This is a genomic window from Arachidicoccus terrestris (genome assembly GCF_020042345.1).
Taxonomy (GTDB): Bacteria; Bacteroidota; Bacteroidia; order Chitinophagales; family Chitinophagaceae; genus Arachidicoccus; species Arachidicoccus terrestris.
Genome location: NZ_CP083387.1, coordinates 4411043 through 4430822, shown reverse-complemented (window position 1 = coordinate 4430822; position 19780 = coordinate 4411043). Strand labels below are relative to the sequence as shown.

The 19780-nt window shown below is 43.2% G+C and carries 17 protein-coding genes; 6 read left to right on the top strand and 11 right to left on the bottom strand.

What is annotated here, in order from left to right:
* Positions 1–286: 286 nt before the first annotated feature.
* The 3 genes from K9M52_RS17320 to K9M52_RS17310 form a co-directional block, all read right to left on the bottom strand.
* On the bottom strand, positions 287–3175 hold the full coding sequence (locus tag K9M52_RS17320; protein WP_224069696.1) for a helix-turn-helix and ligand-binding sensor domain-containing protein: 2889 nt from the start codon (positions 3173–3175) through the stop codon (positions 287–289).
* A 131-nt stretch (positions 3176–3306) separates the two neighbouring features.
* Positions 3307–4251: an FKBP-type peptidyl-prolyl cis-trans isomerase gene (locus tag K9M52_RS17315; RefSeq protein ID WP_224069695.1), complete on the bottom strand. Its 945-nt coding sequence runs from the start codon at positions 4249–4251 to the stop codon at positions 3307–3309.
* A gap of 40 nt (positions 4252–4291) precedes the next feature.
* Positions 4292–5308, bottom strand: a complete 1017-nt coding sequence (locus tag K9M52_RS17310; RefSeq protein WP_224069694.1) for a DHH family phosphoesterase — start codon at positions 5306–5308, stop codon at positions 4292–4294.
* 258 nt (positions 5309–5566) lie between these two features.
* On the opposite strand from K9M52_RS17310, the gene K9M52_RS17305 reads away from it, so the two are divergent.
* The gene (locus K9M52_RS17305; RefSeq protein WP_224069693.1) at positions 5567–5983 is read left to right on the top strand and encodes a nucleoside-diphosphate kinase; all 417 of its coding nucleotides are present in this window, start codon (positions 5567–5569) and stop codon (positions 5981–5983) included.
* A gap of 175 nt (positions 5984–6158) precedes the next feature.
* Here K9M52_RS17305 and recA read toward each other — a convergent pair whose 3' ends face one another.
* Both recA and K9M52_RS17295 read right to left on the bottom strand, forming a co-directional pair.
* Positions 6159–7229, bottom strand: coding sequence for a recombinase RecA (gene recA / locus K9M52_RS17300; protein WP_224069692.1), 1071 nt, complete (start codon positions 7227–7229; stop codon positions 6159–6161).
* A 351-nt stretch (positions 7230–7580) separates the two neighbouring features.
* Positions 7581–8042, bottom strand: coding sequence for a hypothetical protein (locus K9M52_RS17295; protein WP_224069691.1), 462 nt, complete (start codon positions 8040–8042; stop codon positions 7581–7583).
* Between the two features lie 333 nt (positions 8043–8375).
* On the opposite strand from K9M52_RS17295, the gene K9M52_RS17290 reads away from it, so the two are divergent.
* From K9M52_RS17290 to K9M52_RS17280, 3 genes are all read left to right on the top strand, one after another.
* Positions 8376–9083, top strand: a complete 708-nt coding sequence (locus K9M52_RS17290) for a DUF4397 domain-containing protein (protein ID WP_224069690.1) — start codon at positions 8376–8378, stop codon at positions 9081–9083.
* Positions 9084–9187: 104 nt separating this feature from the next.
* Entirely contained in the window at positions 9188–9835 is a 648-nt protein-coding gene (locus K9M52_RS17285) for an RNA polymerase sigma factor (protein ID WP_224069689.1), read from the top strand.
* Positions 9836–9905: 70 nt separating this feature from the next.
* Complete coding sequence (locus tag K9M52_RS17280; protein WP_224069688.1) at positions 9906–11360, top strand: hypothetical protein; 1455 nt, start codon at positions 9906–9908, stop codon at positions 11358–11360.
* A 176-nt stretch (positions 11361–11536) separates the two neighbouring features.
* On the opposite strand, the gene K9M52_RS17275 is transcribed toward K9M52_RS17280, so the two are convergent.
* From K9M52_RS17275 to pdhA, 5 genes are all read right to left on the bottom strand, one after another.
* Positions 11537–11974 carry an EVE domain-containing protein gene (locus tag K9M52_RS17275; RefSeq protein ID WP_224069687.1) on the bottom strand — a complete coding sequence of 146 codons (438 nt, stop codon included), beginning with the start codon at positions 11972–11974 and terminating at the stop codon, positions 11537–11539.
* Between the two features lie 47 nt (positions 11975–12021).
* Positions 12022–12744, bottom strand: coding sequence for a (Fe-S)-binding protein (locus K9M52_RS17270; protein WP_224069686.1), 723 nt, complete (start codon positions 12742–12744; stop codon positions 12022–12024).
* 126 nt (positions 12745–12870) lie between these two features.
* Positions 12871–13350, bottom strand: coding sequence for a 6,7-dimethyl-8-ribityllumazine synthase (gene ribH / locus K9M52_RS17265; protein ID WP_224069685.1), 480 nt, complete (start codon positions 13348–13350; stop codon positions 12871–12873).
* A gap of 9 nt (positions 13351–13359) precedes the next feature.
* The gene (locus tag K9M52_RS17260) at positions 13360–14049 is read right to left on the bottom strand and encodes a tetratricopeptide repeat protein (protein WP_224069684.1); all 690 of its coding nucleotides are present in this window, start codon (positions 14047–14049) and stop codon (positions 13360–13362) included.
* A gap of 26 nt (positions 14050–14075) precedes the next feature.
* A complete protein-coding gene (gene pdhA / locus K9M52_RS17255; protein WP_224069683.1) occupies positions 14076–15077 on the bottom strand; it encodes a pyruvate dehydrogenase (acetyl-transferring) E1 component subunit alpha in 1002 nt (333 codons plus the stop codon).
* 241 nt (positions 15078–15318) lie between these two features.
* On the opposite strand from pdhA, the gene K9M52_RS17250 reads away from it, so the two are divergent.
* Together K9M52_RS17250 and K9M52_RS17245 are read left to right on the top strand one after the other, a co-directional pair.
* Positions 15319–17082, top strand: coding sequence for an ABC transporter ATP-binding protein (locus tag K9M52_RS17250; RefSeq protein WP_224069682.1), 1764 nt, complete (start codon positions 15319–15321; stop codon positions 17080–17082).
* Between the two features lie 58 nt (positions 17083–17140).
* Positions 17141–18910, top strand: coding sequence for an ABC transporter ATP-binding protein (locus K9M52_RS17245; protein WP_224069681.1), 1770 nt, complete (start codon positions 17141–17143; stop codon positions 18908–18910).
* A 25-nt stretch (positions 18911–18935) separates the two neighbouring features.
* On the opposite strand, the gene K9M52_RS17240 is transcribed toward K9M52_RS17245, so the two are convergent.
* On the bottom strand, positions 18936–19778 hold the full coding sequence (locus tag K9M52_RS17240; RefSeq protein WP_224069680.1) for an alpha/beta fold hydrolase: 843 nt from the start codon (positions 19776–19778) through the stop codon (positions 18936–18938).
* Positions 19779–19780 lie beyond the last annotated feature (2 nt).

The following is a 19780-nucleotide window of genomic DNA, read 5'->3' as shown; positions in this document are numbered from 1 at the left end:
GCAATCACCGCAATTGATCTCCCAAATTTAACACACAGGCACCCCTCCTTACGAAATCATTAACACATCTAGGCTACATCACCGTCTTTATCTTCCGATAAATTGGTTGCTCAAGAATACATCATTAAAAAAAATATAAATATATTATTTGCTATCAAACAGCACTTTGCAAAAAATAGTAAAGAGCTCATAAAATAACATCCGTTAGCACGCCAGAGGCAGCCTTCTATGCGGTGTTACATCCCGGAAAGGAGTAAATAACGGAAGACTGAAAGGCACCGGTAGATCAAAAGCGCAGCATAAAATCACTAAGGTTATCATGTGAATCCAGCTGCAGCTTTTTGCGTAGCCGATACCTTTTGATCTCCACGCCGCGTACAGAAATATTAAGTAATGGTGCAATCTCCTTTGTACTTAGATTCATTTTCAGGTAGGCCGCAAGTCGCAGATCCTGAGAAGTAAGATCCGGATAGGCCTGAACGAGCTTCTCAAAAAAAACTTCATGTACCTTACTAAACCCGTTATCAAATAACTGCCAGTCTGTTTCTTCATCCTGGATATATTTATTCAAGGATTTGGATAGTTTTTGGATCTTTCCATCTACAGCTTGCGCATCCTGGCCCTTCTGTGATTTCATATGGTCAAGTTCCTCTTTAAGACGCTTAAGGATCTTTTTCTTTTTAATGAGTTCCATCGCCAGTTTGGCGAGATCCTCGCTTTTATGAATGACTTCTTCTGACAGTTTTTTCTGTTCTAAAAGCAATAATTGGTTGGCATTTTTTTCCCGTTGTAACTGCAGCGCTTCCCGCATTTTAAACGTCATAGCCTGGCGCTGCAGTTTAAGACGATGCTTATGCCAACGCCATAATAATAATGCGATAGCAATCAACAAAAGGGCATAAAGGCATCTGGCCACCAGAGAATAATACCAGGGGTTGAGCACCCAAATAGCCAAACTGGAAACATTGTCAGACAACGAGGACTTTATCTCGAAGATATAATGACCGGCCGGAAGATTATTCAATTCCTTCTGCCCCAAGGTGGACGGAACACTCCAGTTATTTTGTCCACTGCCTTTCAGCCGGAAACGATAAGTTACCGGCTGTTCATAATAGGCAAGAGAATAGGAGATTAAAAGGTTATTCTTACTGTAGGGCAACTTAAGGCTCCCGTCTGACTGTAGATACTTAGCCTCCAGCGCTGAAGGCTTTCCATCCTGCATCAGAAATATCTGGCGAAAGTCAGGTGCAGGCAAATTGACTGGCAGGGTATGCTCGGTTTTATGCAAGACCACAAACCCATCTTCGCCGGTAAGCAGACTCTGCGCTTCATCAACAGATACAATAGACTCATATCCTCTGACCAAGTTAAAAAGATGCGTGTTCAGTGCGAAGCGGGTCCATTGTCCGGCACCTGCCTTATAGTGCAATTGACTTTGCGCATCGATCACCCAATACCCCCGCCCGCTATCTGAGAAAACCCCGACAGGCTTGCTATAGGGGGCAAAATAACCCTCTAAAGATTTGTCATGTAACAGGCTATCTTGTTCAGGCAGCCATTTAAAAATGCCAGCCCCGCCAGCAAGGCGAACTCCTCCTTTATATGAAAACATACTCCATCTAAGTGTTGTAGGGCCAAGCGTTTTTAGAGGCAGCATCCTGGAAGATAGAAGATGGGTACAACTAGAATCTGGTTTTAACAGATAAACACCTTTATAGGCATGCATAGCCCATATGCAACCTGTACTGTCTATGACCATTTTACTCACAGCCATATTTTCTGTACCTTTTAATACTTGTGTTAACTGCCAGAGACCATTTTGTTTTTGATAGACAACTATTCCATTATAAGTGCCCTGTAGAAGCTTTAGTATGCCTCCATTAACAGGATCTGATACCGGTTCCAAATCCCATCCGCCAGGCAGGCTGGATATTTTATGCACACCACCAGCAGTAATCGTATAGGTACCCGTATTATTTCCGCAAAAAAGGGTTCCATCAATCACTTTAAGATCCCAGACCTGTCCGGTGATACCGGCAACTTCTTTTAAACTGGAAAGTTCGAAAGATGCCATCCTATCGTAGGGTGCCTGAAAAAGCCCATGATTGGATCCCACAAACAGCTGATGGTTGTATATTGCAACTGCATATACAGTGCCGATCCTCCCCTGCAAGTCCTTGAAATAAGCAACGTTAGATTTAAGTACCAACTGAGCATTCCCTTTATCCATCGCAAGCCATAGGTTCCCTTCCTTATCAGGATACATCCCCAAAATAGTATTATTCAGCAGGCCGGTATTTTTATTGACAACAGCCTGCATGCTCCCACGGGCATTGATAAAGATGACTCCTTCGCCGATCGTGCCGATAGCATACAGGTCGTCTCCAAGTTTCAGACCTGCATTAATCTCCCCGCCTTTGAGTATATGGTCGACTGTCGTCTGGAATGCTTTTACCTGACCAGTCATCGGATCCATAAGCCATAGCCCATCCCGTTCCGTTCCCATAAGTATCTCACGAGTTCCATAGGGTAGCATCAATGTAATCCGCTTATTAATTAGAATAGGAGCGTTGCTTACCGGTTCCAGGGTTTCATTTTCGCTGATCCGATACAATCCTTTTTCCAAAACCTGGACATAGAAATGATCCCTGATCTGGTAAGTATATAAAATAGTGCCCGGGGCAACAATGGTTTTGACCTGATTGTTATGTAATAAATGGATCCTGGAAAAAGATTGAAATAAAACAAAGTTACTGGCGGGAATAACTTTCCATATCTCTTCGGCGCCAAACATGGAGTCCTTGACAAGATCGCTCAGATTATGAAATTGAAACCCGTTATAGCCATTTTTCTGCCAATAACCGAATACGCCAAACCCTCCGCCATATACCCGCCCTTTGCCATCGGCCGCGACCGTTCGCAATATTTGATTTTCCGGTAGAGAATAATGATGCCAGCTCGCTCCGTCATAAGTCAGTAATCCCTCATTATTGGCAAAAAACAACAAGCCTTCCTCATTTTGCGTAACTGACCAATTCTGGCTCTGAGCCTGATAAACCGAATTCGGGTAATTGATAATTTCCGGACGCACAGCAACTTGCCCATAAAGAAATCTGAATGAGCCGGAAAATATATATATCCATAATACAAAAAATAAACTTCGTCTGAAAGCCATGAAAGTCGTCTATTTGGTCAAATATAGGCAATTCTTGTCTGTCTCAATAATCAGGCGGAACCGAAACAAAATGGCTGGCATAGTGACCATTTGCACTATACCAGCCATGAAAAAATGCTATAAATAAAGGACTATTTACCTGTAGAATCCGAAGGGGTTACGTCCAGTACCTCTATGTAAAACTTAAGGTTACTATAGGCTGGAATTTTACCTGGTTGATCCCTATCTCCATAACCAAGTTCAGCTGGAATATAGATGGTCCCTTTAGCGCCTTTGCCAAACAAACGAAGACCTTCATCCATACCAACGATAGAACGGTGCTGACCAATTGCGATAGGTAATGGGTCCGTATGACCGGCGATGGTAGAATCGATGTTGGAGTCAAAAGCTTTACCGTCAGAGAGCTGGCTACCTGTATATTTAATGGTAGCCGTCATGCCGGAATCTGCTTTTTTGCTGATATCGCCAGGTTCGTCGATCACGACATAGGCACCGCTCTTTGTCTTAACCGCCTTAAGGCCTTTATCTTTAATATATTTATCCAGATCAGCCGTTGCCTGTTTCAGCTTTTTTTCTGAAATGACTTGCTGTTTAGCACGTTCTTTCGTTACATCGGCCTGCGCTGCGGCTTCATCTTTAAAGACATTAAGTATACTGACAGTTGCCTTGACATGGCGCCCCTTCGTCATAAACGGAGGCAATCCCTGGTTTGGGCCGCCTTGTTTAATAATACTGTCAATACTGATAATCACCTCCGCACTGTCTCCCGATTTGAGCTGCGGAAAGATCTCAAGGAAGGTCATCTTTGTCCTTTCACTGGTATCCACCTTCGTGTACTGTGGCATTTTGTCATATGAATTGCGCCATACACTATCATTTAATTCCGGAATCGAGAATTTGAATTTAAATTTAATGATATCACCAGCGGCGGCTTTCACACCCATAGTATCTGCACCTATCACTTTACCTGAGAGGATTTTATATTTCATGCCGGATGGCGTGGTCTTGTAATTAACATTACATGCTGCCAGGCCCAGGATTGCAGCGGCTGAAAATGCAAAAAAGAGTTTTTTCATTTTAAATTTATGAGATCTTTAATTATTTGGATTCGCAATATTAATTCAAAGCAGACTTATAATCTAATAAAACCGTTTTAAATTTTTGGACAGTTTCCGCCAGCGAATCCGGGGAATTGCCTCCTGAAGCATTTTTATGTCCTCCGCCATTAAAATGCTTACGGGCAAACAGATTTACATCAAAATCACCTTTGCTTCTGAAACTCCATTTACGCTCTTCATCCCGGTCAATAACGATTGCCCCGAAGCGGATGCCATCCAGCGACAGTAAATAATTGACCAACCCTTCCGTATCACCGGTCTTTGTGTGGAATGTCAGTAAATCGGATTTCGGAATCGTCATAATTGCCGTATTGTATTCATAAAGCACTTCCATACGCTTTAATAAGGCATTACCGAGAAAGCGAAGCCGCTCCTCTGAATTGGAATCATAGATATGTTCGTGTACCAGGCTGTGATTCAGTCCCAAATTCTTCAGGTCAGCAATAGCTAAATGAACGGAAGCAGTGGTAGAAGGAAACCTGAATGAACCCGTATCAGTCATAAGACCTGTATAGATGCAGCTAGCCAGGTCCGGATCAATCAGATCACGATGTCCGCTGGCAATGATAAAATCATAAATCATTTCACAGGTGGAGCTTTTAGCGGTAATACTGATACCATAATCAAAGGCCTCTGTCTGAGGCTGTTCGTGGTGATCGATCAGTATTTTAACTGCCTTAGCTTCAGTTAATACCTGTTCCATATTTTTTGTTCTATATAAAACATTAAAATCCAGGCAGAAAATCCACTCAGCAGCATTGATACAGGCTTCACTCTCCATCCGGCTTTTTTCATAATCCCAGACAAGATCAGCTCCGGGCATCCAGTCCAGAAAAGATGACCAGTTAGTAGGGGAGATGACCTGTACCTGGTGGCCCAATTTGACCAGTAGATGATAAAGTGCGAGGGTTGAGCCCATTGCATCTCCATCCGGCTTTTGATGCATGGTAATCACTACTTTTTTGGAAATGATCGTATCATTCAGCAAAGTATAAAATTCAGTTATCGGTTTCATGTATAATTTTTCAGTGATCAAAAGTCCTGATCTCAATGAAACAGGAGGTTTAATTTCAATAATTGCCGTTCAATGCCAAAATCCAGCAGGCGCAAAAATAACTGATTTTATGCGGTTAGCAAAAGTAGGGGAAAATGAGCCCTGGAGGGTCAAACATGGATATAACAGCTGGATATCTACTACAAGGCAACAGGAGGAAAAAACTACCATCTGTTTATTGGTTAAAAAGTTTTACTTTTGCGGCCAATCTTAAAAAATATGAGCAATACAACTTTTACCATGATTAAACCGGATGCTACGGCCAAAGGCCACACCGGTGCTATCTTAGATCAGATCATTAAAGCTGGCTTTACTATCAAAGCCATGAAATGGACCAAACTGACCAAAGAGCAGGCTGGTGCTTTCTATGAAGTACACAAAGAGCGCCCTTTCTATGGTGAACTGGTTGATTTCATGAGCAGTGGGCAGATCGTAGCCGCTATTTTAGAAAAAGACAATGCAGTCGCTGATTTCAGAACCCTGATTGGTTCTACTAATCCAGCAGAAGCTGCTGAAGGTACCATCCGTAAGCAGTTTGCTGCCTCAATCGGTGAAAATGCGGTTCATGGCAGTGACAGTGACGAAAATGCACAGATCGAAGGAAATTTCTTCTTCTCCAGACTGGAAAGATTCTAAGCCCTCCCGTAGATCTCACATTATATATATTAGATCCTCAGTAGGAATGGAGATTCTGCTGAGGATTTTCTTTGGAGGAACCACGCACGTATCAGGCGGTATCAGAGAATTCCTCTAATGCAAAACGGATAGCCGAGGCTATCCGTATATGCAAATTTACTAACACATTTTCTTTTTATTTTTTTGCCGCTTTTTTCTCTGCAGCTTCGGCGGCCTCGTCTACTGCAGCTGCCGTATCTTCGGGTGCCTGTTGATCAGAAAGTTTTGCTCTGATCTTTCCTTCAATTTCATTAGCTAGATCTGGATTATCAGATAATAAGCTTTTCACCGCATCACGGCCCTGACCTAATTTACTACCTTCATAGCTGAACCAGCTGCCGCTTTTACCAACGATGCCCAATTCGACACCCATATCGATGATTTCCCCGATTTTGCTAATTCCCTGTCCAAAAATAATATCAAATTCAGTATTGCGAAACGGAGGAGCCACTTTGTTTTTTACAACTTTAACTTTTACACGGTTACCAATAGGTACATCACCATCTTTAATCTGTGCAGCGCGACGGATGTCCAGACGTACAGAAGCGTAAAATTTAAGCGCATTGCCACCGGTAGTTGTTTCAGGGTTGCCGAACATTACACCGATCTTTTCACGTAACTGATTGATAAAAATACAAATAGTATTGGTCTTACTGATAGTCGCTGTCAGTTTACGCAATGCCTGACTCATCAGACGCGCCTGCAAGCCCATTTTAGAATCACCCATTTCTCCTTCCAGTTCTCCTTTAGGCACCAAGGCCGCTACTGAGTCTACAACAACTACATCTAAGGCACCTGAAAGTATCAAACGGTCTGTGATTTCCAGCGCCTGTTCGCCATAATCAGGCTGGGAGATTAATAAATTATCAACATCTACCCCCAATTTGCGGGCATAGCTGCTGTCAAAGGCATGTTCCGCATCTACGATGGCACACATGCCCCCTCTTTTCTGTGCTTCAGCGATGACATGGGTCGCTAAAGTGGTTTTACCCGAAGATTCCGGTCCGTATATTTCAACGACACGTCCTCTTGGTAATCCACCAATACCCAACGCAGTATCAAGACCAATTGAGCCGGTTGATATTGAGTCTATTACACTATTAGGCTTTTCGTTCATCATCATGACGCTGCCTTTCCCAAAATCTTTGTCAATTTTATCAATCGTTAGCTTTAACGCTTTTAATTTTTCCGCATTTACATTACTCATGCTATAAGAGAGTTTTTAAGTTAGATTATTCAGAAATTCAAAAATACAATATCTTTTTCAATAAAACTAATCAACTTAGTCAATATTTTATAATAGTCTTAGACATAATGTTATTTTATTATAAGAAACTTCGGCTAAAAGCCACATTAATCCTGTGAAAGTAGAAAAGATTCTGCATAATAAAACAATTTGTTGTCGCTTTTTATGCACTAAAGTGAAAATAGAAAACGCCTTTCCGCCGCCGGCTGCTTTCTTTATTGGAAAAAGAAATATACCAACGTCAAAAAGGCGCTTTATCTGAGGTCAAATGAAGAAGTACATCACTTCAACATTTATGCAATTACCTTATCATCAATGAAATACATACCTAAATGCAATCCCGAAACGGCCAGCTTCGAAATTAGATCCGTGGGTTAAAACCCACATAGGTCTCCAGTCAAAGCCAAAATTGATCGGTGCACTTGGTACTTTATACTCAATCCCCAGGGCCGGGCGGACCAGAAAATCTGTACTCCCATCTCCAAAAGCCGCCTGTGGGCCAACACCTATATTCCACATCAATCCTGGTGCATTACGAATCGCCTCGTTATAAGAATATTCTGCTCCTAAAAGAGTTAGCCCATTGCCAAATAGTACCATACCCTGTATCGCATCATGATTATTGACGAAATGCTTCACATGAGGACCTACAAGTGTAGCACCATTACCAAAATCAATGAATAATCCACCTGCAGTGCGATAGGATTGTGCCTGCAGCTGCTGTGCGGCTCCAATAAGCAGCAGAGCAGTAAACGCTAGGAGAATTTTCTTCATACTCATTTTTTTAATTTGCAATTGTTTATTTCACAAGGAAATACAAAATCTAAGCCAAAACCATGAAAAAAAATAATATACCGGATTTCAGGTAGTGTAAAACATTCATTTGCCTCTTATCAGGTCAAGCTATACAATAAATCTGTTACTAACATCGGTTGGCCGTTTAAATGTCGCAACGGGGATAGATTCGCCCTGTTTCTATTTAAACAATAATTACAATTCTGTGTAGCGTTTTTCCTCGCTCAGGCGTTTGTATAATCAATAAAGCAAATAACTGAAACGGCCTTTCTCAACTGGCCAATCAGCAAAAAACACATAATAAAAACGACCATGAAAAAGATGATTGAAAAAGCAATCAAAATGCGTGTATGGCTGATACTGGCAATTGCAGCTTTTAGTATCACTTCCTGTCTGAAGGACGATAATAACTACAGTGTTCAGGCGGCAGGCGTAGCCCTAATTAATGCAGCTCCAGGCTCAGGGCCGCTGGATTTCATCTCAGAAAACAAGGTAAACAGTCTTCCGACATTATTTGGCTATGATACGGTTCTTTCATACAGGAGCGCCTATCCGGGTTTTAGAGTATTTGGAGTAACACTTCATAACTCCAATGAGCTGCTTGGTTCCCAGCAATTTTCTCTGGAACCGGGGGTGGCTTACTCATTATTTGTGACCGATACCATCGGCGATATTAAGTTGGTTATGCTGCAAGATAGCCTAAGCAATATGGATACGACTAAAGCAGCCATTCGTTTTGCCAACATGAGTGCCGATGCGCCCAAGCTTAGCCTGGAATTAAGTGGTGGCAGCAGTCCTGATCTGGCAGATATCGCATATTCAAAAGCTACGGAATTCGAGGCGATCTCTCCATCTGACAATTACACGCTAAAACTCATCAACAGTGAGACGCAAAAAGTGTTGGCGACTAAATCTGAAGTAAAGTTTAAAAAGGGGCATATTTACACTGTTTGGGCCAGAGGAGTCTTTGGAAGTTCAGACAGTAAAACAAAGCTGGGTCTGAGACTCATGGAAAATTAATGGGCGAGCCGGGGCATAATGGAAACTTTTCCTTAGTACCCCGTTATTTGAATAATGATTACATTTGAGTAATCGTTGACAGTGATATAGTTATCGGAACTAATATGATTGACGATACCATTACATTCAAATCAAAAAAAGGACTCAAGCATCCCAAACGAACAAAAGTCAGGGTCATATTGATGAAAAGCGACGCACCCAGCATTAAAAGCCTTGTCCAGGACTGTCAAAACAATGATGCATCTTCTAAGGAGAAGATGTACCGGACTTTTTATGGCTATTTAATGGGGGTCATTTTGCGCTATGTACGTTTATCAGATGACGCAGAAGAATTGGTTAATGACTCCTTCATGAAGATCTTTAAACATATTGAGGGATTTTCAGGACCTGACGAACCTGAAAGTTATGGTAAATCGTTCAGAGGCTGGATTGCCAAGATTGCGTCCAGAACGGCCATTGACCATATCCGTAAGCAAAAAAGCAATTTTAACACCAGCGAAATTGAAAAGGCAGGAGCCTATTTGGCCAGCGCACCAGTTTCCATGGATATGGATATTGCGGACATTATGTCGTTACTCAACCAATTGCCCGATACACATAAACTGGTGTTTAATCTTTACGAAGTGGAAGGATACTCTCATGATGAAATTGCAAAAATGCTGGATATACCCGTGAGCAGCTCCAGGGTGTTTTTAACCAGGGCCAAAAGCAAATTAAGAGCATTGTACACCACTAAGTTTAGCGCATGTTGAAGGGTAGGAGGCTTATAAAATAATAGAGAATAAATGAAAATAATTTTTAACAACCAGGTAAGCGCTTAGCATGGACAACGAAGAAAAAGATATTATTCGCCAGTTGGCAGATAAGCTAAGAGACAGCGAACTTCCTTATAAAGAGGGCGCCTGGGAACGCTTTGCCGCAATGGAGGCCAAGGCCAACACGGTCACTGGCATTAGTGAATCGGGGGACCACGCCGGCACTCGGATCCGGTCCCTGTTACGACCATGGATAGGCATTGCAGCTGCCCTGGTATTGGCCGCTGGGGCAGGATGGCTTTACCTGGCTAATCACAGGAATGCTCAGCCCGCAAATAGCAGGCCTGCCGGTCAAATAACATCTACAACATCCGAACAGCTAGAGACACCGCAAAGCCAGAACAGGGATAATAACAACAACGGTCGGTCACTACCTACCAATGATCAGATCAGTAGTGACATTGGCAAAACGGGGCACGAGAGAGCACTTGCGTCTTTACAAAACAGCGTTGGCCTTGGTAGTACGCCCATCGGTCAACCAGATGTGCATATGCCATCAGGCCGGTTATTTAATTTTCCTTATTTAATTGAACAGACAGGCATCATCCCGCTTGGCAATCCCTTTGGACAAAACGACCGGACCGCTGCTGCACATATTTATGAGGATGGCTTGGTGTCCATCAATACAAATCGTCAGCGCAATATTCCAGGGCTCAGAATACCTCCGGTGGGGCCTGTATATACTTATATAGAAACACCTGCCGCCCAGGCTGATGAACAACGGGTAGCCACTGTAGTCTCACACTCAAATGAGGCTGATAAATCTGCTGCAGTCATGAATAAGGACGCATATTTTGATGACAAAGGTTATTTTAACCTGGATGATAATCAGTCTGCAAGGAAATGGAACATGGGTGTGGTGGTTATACCGGCAGTAAGTAATGCTGCAAAACTTAATATGGGTTATGGCGTCAGCGTCGGTTACAGACTAAGTAACCGCCTTTCAATCAATTCGGGTCTGGCCTATACAGAGCTTAGCGGATCTAAAGATGCGGACCAGCAGGCAACGATTGTTTCATCCGGACGAACGCTGTCTTCAATTGACGCTACGGCAACTGGCCTCAATGTTCCATTGGAGCTTCGCTATCATATCAGCCAGAAAATTTATATCGGTACCGGGGTATCTGCCTTGGCTGTCCTCTCCGACAAGGTAGAACGTAAATACGCCATTGCTGAAATGCAGACCTCCGCTTTCGAAGCAAAAAATGGTCAACCTCTCAAGCCTGATGCGATGCAAAGCATCGCATCAGATATCAGGACAAAAGAAGTACTCCCTGAAGATCAGGTCGGATCTAAGGATTTTGCAGGTTTTATTAATTTTTCTTTTGGATTTAAACAACCCCTCAATAAAAGCAAATCACTCTCCATTGAACCCTTTATCAGTATACCTATGAGCAATCATTTATTCAACCAGAATATCAGGATGACTGATGGCGGCCTCCGCATTAAACTGGGATTATAACCTGGTTTTGAAACCGAAGCCGTTTTAACTGGGCTGTTGTTAACCTATAGAAACCCAAACCAAGGATCAGTCAACATAAAGACCCGGCAGTCAGCCCTTGCATCGCCAGGGGTTTACTACCGGGTCAATTTTATCTTCAGTGGATAACAGATCAAGTGCTTATTCACGCATATCCTTTATTTCTTCCCACCGTCCTTTGCATTACGATCAGAAAGTTCCAAAATAACTTCCCACTGCTCTTGTGTTACCGGACAAACAGAAAGTCGTCCCTGCCGGACAAGTCCTAGATCCTGTAACCGCTTTTCGGCTTTCATTTGCTGCAAATCTACCGGTGCTTTCAATGCCCGTACAGGCTTTAAGTCAACTGCCACCCAGCGTTCATCATCGGTGGTAGGGTCTTGATAAAATTCTTTGACGACCTGAGCAATTCCTACGATCTCCATACCTTCATTACTGTGATAAAAAAACACCTGATCGCCTTTTTTCATAGACTTCAGGTTGTTACGCGCCTGATAATTGCGTACACCATCCCAAAAGGTTTTCTTATCCTTTTTAAATTGTTCCCAACTATATTTGAAGGGTTCTGATTTGACGAGCCAATAATTATTTGCCATATATTGCCTAGCGCTTTTAATTAAAAAATATCGTCATTTTTTGAGTTTTATTCCCAGCCGCTGGCCAGTACATCAGCCAAATGCAGGCTCTTGATATTGGTTCCTTTTTTGCCGGCATAACCACCAATATGCATCAGGCAACTCATATCTGTGGAAATCAAATAATCTGCCTTTGTCTCTTCAGCATGCCTGATTTTCTGATCAGCCATCGCAACACTGATGGGGTTAAATTTAACCGCAAAGGTTCCACCAAAACCGCAACAGGTAGCCGTATCCTCCATTTCGACCAGTTCCAGCCCCTTAACGTGCGAGAGTAGCCTGCGAGGTTCTTCTTTGATCTGACATTCTCTCAAACCGGCGCAGCTGTCATGATAAGTTGCACGCCCTTCAAATCTGGCACCTACATCTTCCACTTTCAGCACATTGACCATAAAATCGGAGAATTCAAAAATGCGCTCTCCAATAGATCTGACATCGTGGACGAGAGAAGAATTTTCAAACAATTTGCCGTAATAGTTTTTGACAAACCCCGTGCAACTGGCACTAGGGGCTACGATATAGTCTTCCGTTTTAAAGTCTTCCAGAAACTTTTTACAGACAGACTTCGCCTCTTCAAAAAAACCTGCATTAAAAGCGGGTTGTCCACAACAGGTCTGGTTCGTATTATATTTAACATTACAGCCTGCTTTTTTCAATACCTTCACCATATTAAATGCAACAGAAGGATAGAGCTGATCTATAAAACAGGGTATAAATAGTTGAACATCCATATCACTTGAATAGTAGTAATGTTTTAAAAGAAGCTCAATTCGCTTCTTTTCTGTATAACCAAAAACCTTGCTAAAAACAAAAATAACACAAAGCAGTTAATATTTGTGCCTGCCGTTACTACCTGGTTAATCAAGACTGCGATTCAGAGCGATCATCTTGAGGGCTGTAATCGCCGCCTCTTCTCCTTTATGACCATGCACTCCGCCTGTGCGATCAATTGCCTCTTGTTCATTATTTAAGGTTAGTACACCGAAAATGACCGGAACAGGAAGTGTCAAATTCAATGCTGTTACTCCATCTGAAACCATTTGACATACGTATTCAAAATGGGGCGTTCCGCCTTGAATGACGGTACCCAGTGTAATAAAGGCATCCGCCTTTCTAGATGCACCGTTTTGATAGCGCTGCACGGCGAAAGGCAGTTCAACGGCACCAGGAACAACCAGCGTCTTATAGGAGGCACCTGCTGCCGTCAATACCTGAATACACCCTTCTTCCAATCGGTCGACTAAATGAGCATTCCACTCCGTCTTTACCAGGACGACAAAGGCATCCGCTAGTTCAGGGATGCCTTTTGTCAATACGTTATTTCCAGTACTGGCCATAATCGTCTATTAGTTTGTAGGCTGTAACTCCAAACGGTTCAGGTACTTTTCAGCCTGGGTACCTTTAACCGTGTTCGGGAATTCATCCTTTAATTTTTTATAAATAGTGATGGCGTCATTTTTCTGGCCCGCCAGTTCACTTAAAAGACCTGCCCTGAAAAGATATTCAGAAGCGTTGACAGCGTCATCTTCAAACGTTGAAGCCGCTTTCTTATAACTGTCAATAGCTGCATTGTTTTGCTTCAACTCGCTATAAGCATCACCCAAAGCGCCATAAGCCATCATTTGGATTTGTTTCTGCTCCGTTTTGAAATCTTTCAGATATTTTACAGCGCTCTGGAAGTCCCCAATGTGCAAATAAGCTGCTCCGGCATAATACTTTGCCAGGTTACCGGCAGGGGTACCACTGTAACTTTTTATGATCCCTAATGCTCCGCCACCTTTACCATTACCATTGAGCACGGCCTTATAGGCAGCCGTATCCAACGTCGGCGAGAAAGCGGCCTGTTGAAAAGTAGCCTGTACAGTTGATAACTGCTCATTAGCGCGATCCTCCTTTGGCCCCTGGATAAAGGCCTTGTAGGCAATCACGCCCAAAATGGCAATAATAATAATCGCAACGACCGTCAATATCGTTTTTTGGTTTTTATACCAAAACGAAGTCAGATCCGTACTGCTTTTTGCCTGATTGTAAGCCATAAATTGTCTTGATTTTTAATATGATGTTAGTCTGTTATGAATTCATAATTAGGATCCGCATAAACATCTTTCAGTACTTCACTGGCATCTGGGAACGGGCTCTCTTCAGCAAACTTCACGGCTGCTTCTACGACATCTTCAATACGTTTGTCGATAGCTGCGATCTCCTCGTCTGTGGCAATTGCTTTTTCCCGGATTTTATGCAAAATAAGCAAAATCGGATCCTTGGATTTATATTCTTCCAGTTCCTCTTTTGTGCGGTATTTTCCCGGATCTGAAATTGAGTGTCCTTTATATCGGTAAGTCTTGATTTCCAAGAGGGTAGGACCACCTTTTTCACGGGCACGTTTTACAGCTCTGGAAACCGCTTCATGGACATTTTCGGGATTCATACCATCAACAGAATCACCTGGCATTTCAAACCCATCTGCTAATTTATAGATATCCAGCACATTAGATGTTCTTTCCACGGAAGTACCCATGGCATAGTGGTTGTTCTCACAAATAAAAATAACCGGTAGATTCCATAACATAGCCAGGTTAAAAGTCTCATGTAGAACACCTTGTCTGGCTGCACCGTCTCCAAAGAAACAAAGTACAACATTATCGGTACCACGGTATTGTTCAGCAAATGCTAATCCCGCACCAACACCAATTTGACCACCTACGATTCCGTGGCCGCCAAAGAAATGATGTTCTTTACTGAAAAAGTGCATACTACCTCCCTTCCCTTTAGCACAACCTGTAGCTTTACCATACAATTCAGCCATGGCTTCATTAGGTGTAATACCTTTAGCCATACCCAGGCCATGATCACGATAAGCCGTAATAAATGGATCCTCGGGGCGAGTAGCTGTCATACAGCCTGCAGCAATTGCTTCCTGTCCCACATAGGCATGAAAAAATCCGCGGATTTTCCCTGCCATTTTATACTTTTCCTCCGCTTTAAGCTCAAACTGGCGGATAAGTTGCATCAGTTCATACCAATACAAATAGGTTTCCTTCGAAAATTGAGTATTTGTAGCCACGATATTAAAATTTGAGACGCAAATATAGTAATAAATTCCAGAAATCAACAGTGAATGGTCGATTGGTTTTCAGTCAAAACTAAAAATTATCGTCATGGCAACACTCCCTAAGGATCAGACTGCTAAAAACACCGAATTTATGCTTGTCGGCTGCTGATTCAGAGCTTTACCGACTACCTGCCCCGGTTTGTCGAAAACCAGGCAGAAAATAGCCTCCATTTCCTGTACTTTTGCCCCTACGATGAAAAAGCAAACATCCTCTCCTAGGGGTCGTTCTCAAAACGGCCAGCCCAAAGCAAATATATTCAAGGTATTAAAGCCCTACAAAGGTCTACTTGCAGGGCTGCTGATTTTTGCCCTGCTCAGTAATATGCTCAACCTGGTTATACCTAAAATAATTGAAAAAGGTATTGACAACTTCACCCATCACACCTATCAGCTTTCAGATATACTCGCGGTCTTTCTGACAGCTACTGTGAGTATTTTTATTTTTAGCTACCTGCAGAGCATCATCCAAACCTATGCCTCCGAGAAGGTGGCCCGGGACCTCAGGCGGCAGTTGGCAGACAAAGTCTCCCGTCATTCATATAAGCAGATTCAGGCCGTCACGCCCAGCAAGATTCTGACCAACCTGACATCAGACGTGGATGCGGTCAAAACTTTTGTATCACAAGCGATCGTTTCTATTGTATCTTCTCTGGTACTGATCATCGGAGCAGCTATCCTGCTGATCAATATCAACTGGAAACTGGGGCTTTTGGTACTACTGGTGATTCCGATCATCGGGGGCGCTTTTTTTCTGGTATTCAAAAAAGTAAAAGCGTTGTTTAAACGCTCTCAGGAGGTGTTGGATAAACTTAACCGAGTCATCAGTGAGGCGATCCTCGGCTCTGCCCTTATTCGCGTACTGAATGCCCAGTTGCCGGAATATTACAAGTTTACCGAAGCGAGTGGCGAAGCAAAAAATCTGGGCTTGTCCATTCTAAGGCTTTTTGCACTGCTCATCCCTGTTATCGTGTTTACAGCTAATATGGCCAGGCTAATTGTATTGGGGATGGGGGGGCACTTTGTGATTTCCCAAACGATGACACTCGGGGAATTTGCTGCATTTAACAGTTATATCGCTATTTTAATCTTCCCTATTCTGATCATCGGATTTATGAGTAATATCATTGCCAGAGCATCAGCATCTTATGGCAGAATCATACAGATACTCGAAGCACCCGAGGAAAAAGAAGGTGGTAATTATAATAAAACACTCGAAGGAAATATCGATATTCAGCACCTTTCCTTGAACTTCGGGGACAAAAAAGCACTAAAAGATGTTTCCATATCGATTAAGGCAGGCTCCAGAACGGCTATCATCGGACCAACAGCGGCTGGAAAAACCCAGCTGCTATATGCCCTCACAACACTGATCCATCCGGATAACGGTAGGATTCTTTATGATGGTGTTGCAATTGAACAGTATGATCAGGAAGTGCTGCTCAGACAGATCGGACTGGTGTTTCAGGATGCGGTTATTTTCAATATGAGCCTCAGGGAAAACATCGCCTTTAATGCAGACGTTACTCCAGAGGAAATGCGAAAAGCAATTGAAGTTGCGGAACTGGGTGATTTTATTCAATCACTTCCTGAAGGATTAGATACCATTGTTTCTGAAAGAGGGGGCAGTCTTTCGGGGGGGCAGAAACAAAGAGTGATGCTGGCAAGGGCACTGGCAGGCGGCCCAAAAATCCTACTCCTTGACGAATTTACAGCCAGAGTCGATAAACAGACGGAGCAGAAAATCTGGAACAATGTCACCCGGGCATACCCGGGTATCACCTTGGTATCCATTACTCAGAACCTGGCACCCATTATGGATTATGAGCAAATCGTCCTCTTAATGGAAGGAGAGGTAATTGGCAAGGGCACCCATGCACAGCTCATGAAATCCTCACCGGAATATGTACAGATTTTCCGGTCTCAACAAAGCCTTAATGCCTACGAACCGGTTTCCTAAAACTCGGGGTACAGGCGTTGGGTATTATTATCTATTGAAGCTATTTAATTTTTGATACATGAATTACGATTTAAGTCAGGCACCCAAGAGCTCTACCAAGGCTGCTTTAAAGAAAATGCTACAGTTTCTCCGGCCCGAACGCAAGCAGCTGGTTAAAGCTTTGCTGGTCATGCTCCTGAATTCCGGGATTACCATGCTCACACCTTACCTGATTGGTTATACGATTGATCATTATATACAGACGGGTCAATATCACGGATTAATGGTTTATTGCGGTATCCTATTTATACTGTATCTGATCTGGGCCTGGACAGAGTATCTGCAGACAGAAGTCATGGGCAGCATCGGGCAACGTATGCTGTATAGTCTTCGCAATGAGGTCTTCGGTAAACTACAGGCACTTCCCGTAAGCTTTTTTAATCAAAATAAATCAGGGGACCTGATTGCCCGAATCAATAGTGATACAGATAAAGTCAATCAATTCTTTTCACAATCCCTGATGCGTTTTGTGGATAGTGTCTTTGCGATGACAGGCGCAATGATCTTTCTGCTAAGTATCAACCCCGAGCTGGGAGGTGCGACACTGATACCGGGTGTATTCATTTTAGTGTTTGTACTACTGGTCTCTCCCTGGGTCAAAAGAAAGAACGCTAAAAGCCTGAACCGCTCTGGCGGATTAAGCGGAGAAATCCAGGAAAGCCTGCATAATTTTAAGACCATTATTGCCTTTAACAGGAGAGATTATTTTCGCCGGCGCTTTCAGAAAGCGAACCATGAAAACTACCAGGCGGCCTTGCATGCCGGACTAGCCAATAGCGTCTTTGTCCCGGTTTTTGCCCTGTTTTCAAACCTGGCGCAGTTAATTGTATTAACCTTTGGCATCTACCTGATTGCCCAGGGACAATTTACCATTGGCCTGCTAATCAGTTTTATCGCCTATGCCCAGAACTTTTATCAACCACTTCGTCAGCTGGCAGCGCTCTGGGCCAGCTTTCAGACTGCGATGGCTGCCTGGGATAGAATATCGGTCATCTTGGAGCTGGAACCCGATTTAATTGAACTAAATGAAACGCAGGCGGCCACCGGTAGCGACATATCCATAGCAGGAACTCCTGTTATTAACTTTAAGGATGTGGATTTTGAATATCCGGGCGGCAAGAAAGTACTGCATCATATTAATTTTTCTATGGAGCAGGGTAAGACCTATGCACTGGTGGGCCCAACCGGCGGTGGCAAAACCACCACGGCTTCTCTGATCGCAAGGCTCTATGACCCCACCTCTGGCCTTGTACTTTTAAACGGGAGAGACATTCGCAGTTATACAGCAAATCAACGGACCGCCAAGATCGGCTTTATCCTACAGGAGCCTTTTTTATTTTCCGGAACACTGAGAGACAATATTCTATATGGTAATGACCAATATAAAAACCTGGATAACATTGAACTGACCAGGCTTATGGAAAGGATGGGGCTGTCTGGGCTCCTGATGCGTTTTGAAAAGGGGTTAGATACAACACTTAACGGCGCAGGAGATGATATTAGTTTAGGGCAGAAACAGCTGATCGCCTTTATCAGAGCTGTGATCAGGCAACCTGAAATATTGATTCTTGATGAAGCTACGGCTAATATCGACACCGTTACAGAGCAGCTACTCAGTGATATCTTAAGGAAATTACCCGGTAGTACGACCAGGATCATCATTGCACACCGGCTCAATACCATTGAAAACGCAGATGAAATCTTTTTTGTTAACGCTGGTGAAATTACAGCAGCCGGGACGTTTGAGCATGCGTTGGAATTATTGCTGGAAGGAAAGAGAGTCAGTTAGAAACAGACATTGTTACTGAGTTTTATCAGGTTCGATCCAGAAATTCTATTAACAAATCGGCAAAGTAGGGCATAGTCCATCTGCCTTCAGCTAAGAACTCGATGGCCCCCATATAATTACCGTGAGCACCTGGTAATATAACGAGCTCGCTGTTTATAATGTTGCGGTGCATCTCCAGGGCATGATCCAGACTTCCAACATCAACATTGCCCTGAACGATCAGGGTCTTTGCGCGAATCATCCGGACTTGATCATCTGACCATTCTTTAAAATGCTTCATGCGGCTGACATCCTTATCAAACATGTTTTGAAGTGCCTGGCTATCAGGGTTCACGTTTAAGAACGCCTCTCTCAATGTAAGGGGCATCGTTTCCAGTGTCGCGCCATTAAACCCGTCCCAGAAATCGTCCGATGCCGCACTTCGCTTATAGAAGATAGAAGCCAGTATGAGTTTGTGAACAAGGTCAGGATAACTTAATGCTATCTGTAAAGCTGTCTGACCGCCGTTGCTATACCCGAATAAATCGGCTTTGGCAATATCCAGCGCACAAAGCAATTCAGCGACGTCAGCAGCATCCTGTTCAAAACTAAGTGACTTGTTTCTATCCCCTGTTCGACCATGAGCCTGCAATTCCAAAGCGATTACCTTCCTGGTTATAGCAAGTTTGGGTAATATCCGGCCAAAGGATGAATCAATTGTAGAGCCTCCTCCGTGAATTAAGACAAGCGGCACTCCTTTGTTTTGATCCGGACGTGCATCATGTATTTCATAATACATATTCAGGCCGTTGACAAGCTGAAACCCTTTCTGGATAGCAGCTTGTTCCATAGGTCTTTGATTAGGATCGCCCGTCGTATTGTTAAGCATGA

What these genes read in the sequence shown, in the direction of transcription:
- K9M52_RS17285 (WP_224069689.1), top strand. Translation starts at nt 9,188, where the DNA reads ATGATTGACGATACCATTACATTCAAATCAAAAAAAGGACTCAAGCAT.
- K9M52_RS17270 (WP_224069686.1), bottom strand. Translation starts at nt 12,744, where the DNA reads ATGGATGTTCAACTATTTATACCCTGTTTTATAGATCAGCTCTATCCT.
- K9M52_RS17245 (WP_224069681.1), top strand. Translation starts at nt 17,141, where the DNA reads ATGAATTACGATTTAAGTCAGGCACCCAAGAGCTCTACCAAGGCTGCT.
- K9M52_RS17310 (WP_224069694.1), bottom strand. Translation starts at nt 5,308, where the DNA reads ATGAAACCGATAACTGAATTTTATACTTTGCTGAATGATACGATCATT.
- K9M52_RS17305 (WP_224069693.1), top strand. Translation starts at nt 5,567, where the DNA reads ATGAGCAATACAACTTTTACCATGATTAAACCGGATGCTACGGCCAAA.
- K9M52_RS17295 (WP_224069691.1), bottom strand. Translation starts at nt 8,042, where the DNA reads ATGAAGAAAATTCTCCTAGCGTTTACTGCTCTGCTGCTTATTGGAGCC.
- K9M52_RS17250 (WP_224069682.1), top strand. Translation starts at nt 15,319, where the DNA reads ATGAAAAAGCAAACATCCTCTCCTAGGGGTCGTTCTCAAAACGGCCAG.
- K9M52_RS17320 (WP_224069696.1), bottom strand. Translation starts at nt 3,175, where the DNA reads ATGGCTTTCAGACGAAGTTTATTTTTTGTATTATGGATATATATATTT.
- recA (WP_224069692.1), bottom strand. Translation starts at nt 7,229, where the DNA reads ATGAGTAATGTAAATGCGGAAAAATTAAAAGCGTTAAAGCTAACGATT.
- K9M52_RS17240 (WP_224069680.1), bottom strand. Translation starts at nt 19,778, where the DNA reads ATGCTTAACAATACGACGGGCGATCCTAATCAAAGACCTATGGAACAA.
- ribH (WP_224069685.1), bottom strand. Translation starts at nt 13,350, where the DNA reads ATGGCCAGTACTGGAAATAACGTATTGACAAAAGGCATCCCTGAACTA.
- K9M52_RS17275 (WP_224069687.1), bottom strand. Translation starts at nt 11,974, where the DNA reads ATGGCAAATAATTATTGGCTCGTCAAATCAGAACCCTTCAAATATAGT.
- K9M52_RS17260 (WP_224069684.1), bottom strand. Translation starts at nt 14,049, where the DNA reads ATGGCTTACAATCAGGCAAAAAGCAGTACGGATCTGACTTCGTTTTGG.
- K9M52_RS17290 (WP_224069690.1), top strand. Translation starts at nt 8,376, where the DNA reads ATGAAAAAGATGATTGAAAAAGCAATCAAAATGCGTGTATGGCTGATA.
- K9M52_RS17280 (WP_224069688.1), top strand. Translation starts at nt 9,906, where the DNA reads ATGGACAACGAAGAAAAAGATATTATTCGCCAGTTGGCAGATAAGCTA.
- K9M52_RS17315 (WP_224069695.1), bottom strand. Translation starts at nt 4,251, where the DNA reads ATGAAAAAACTCTTTTTTGCATTTTCAGCCGCTGCAATCCTGGGCCTG.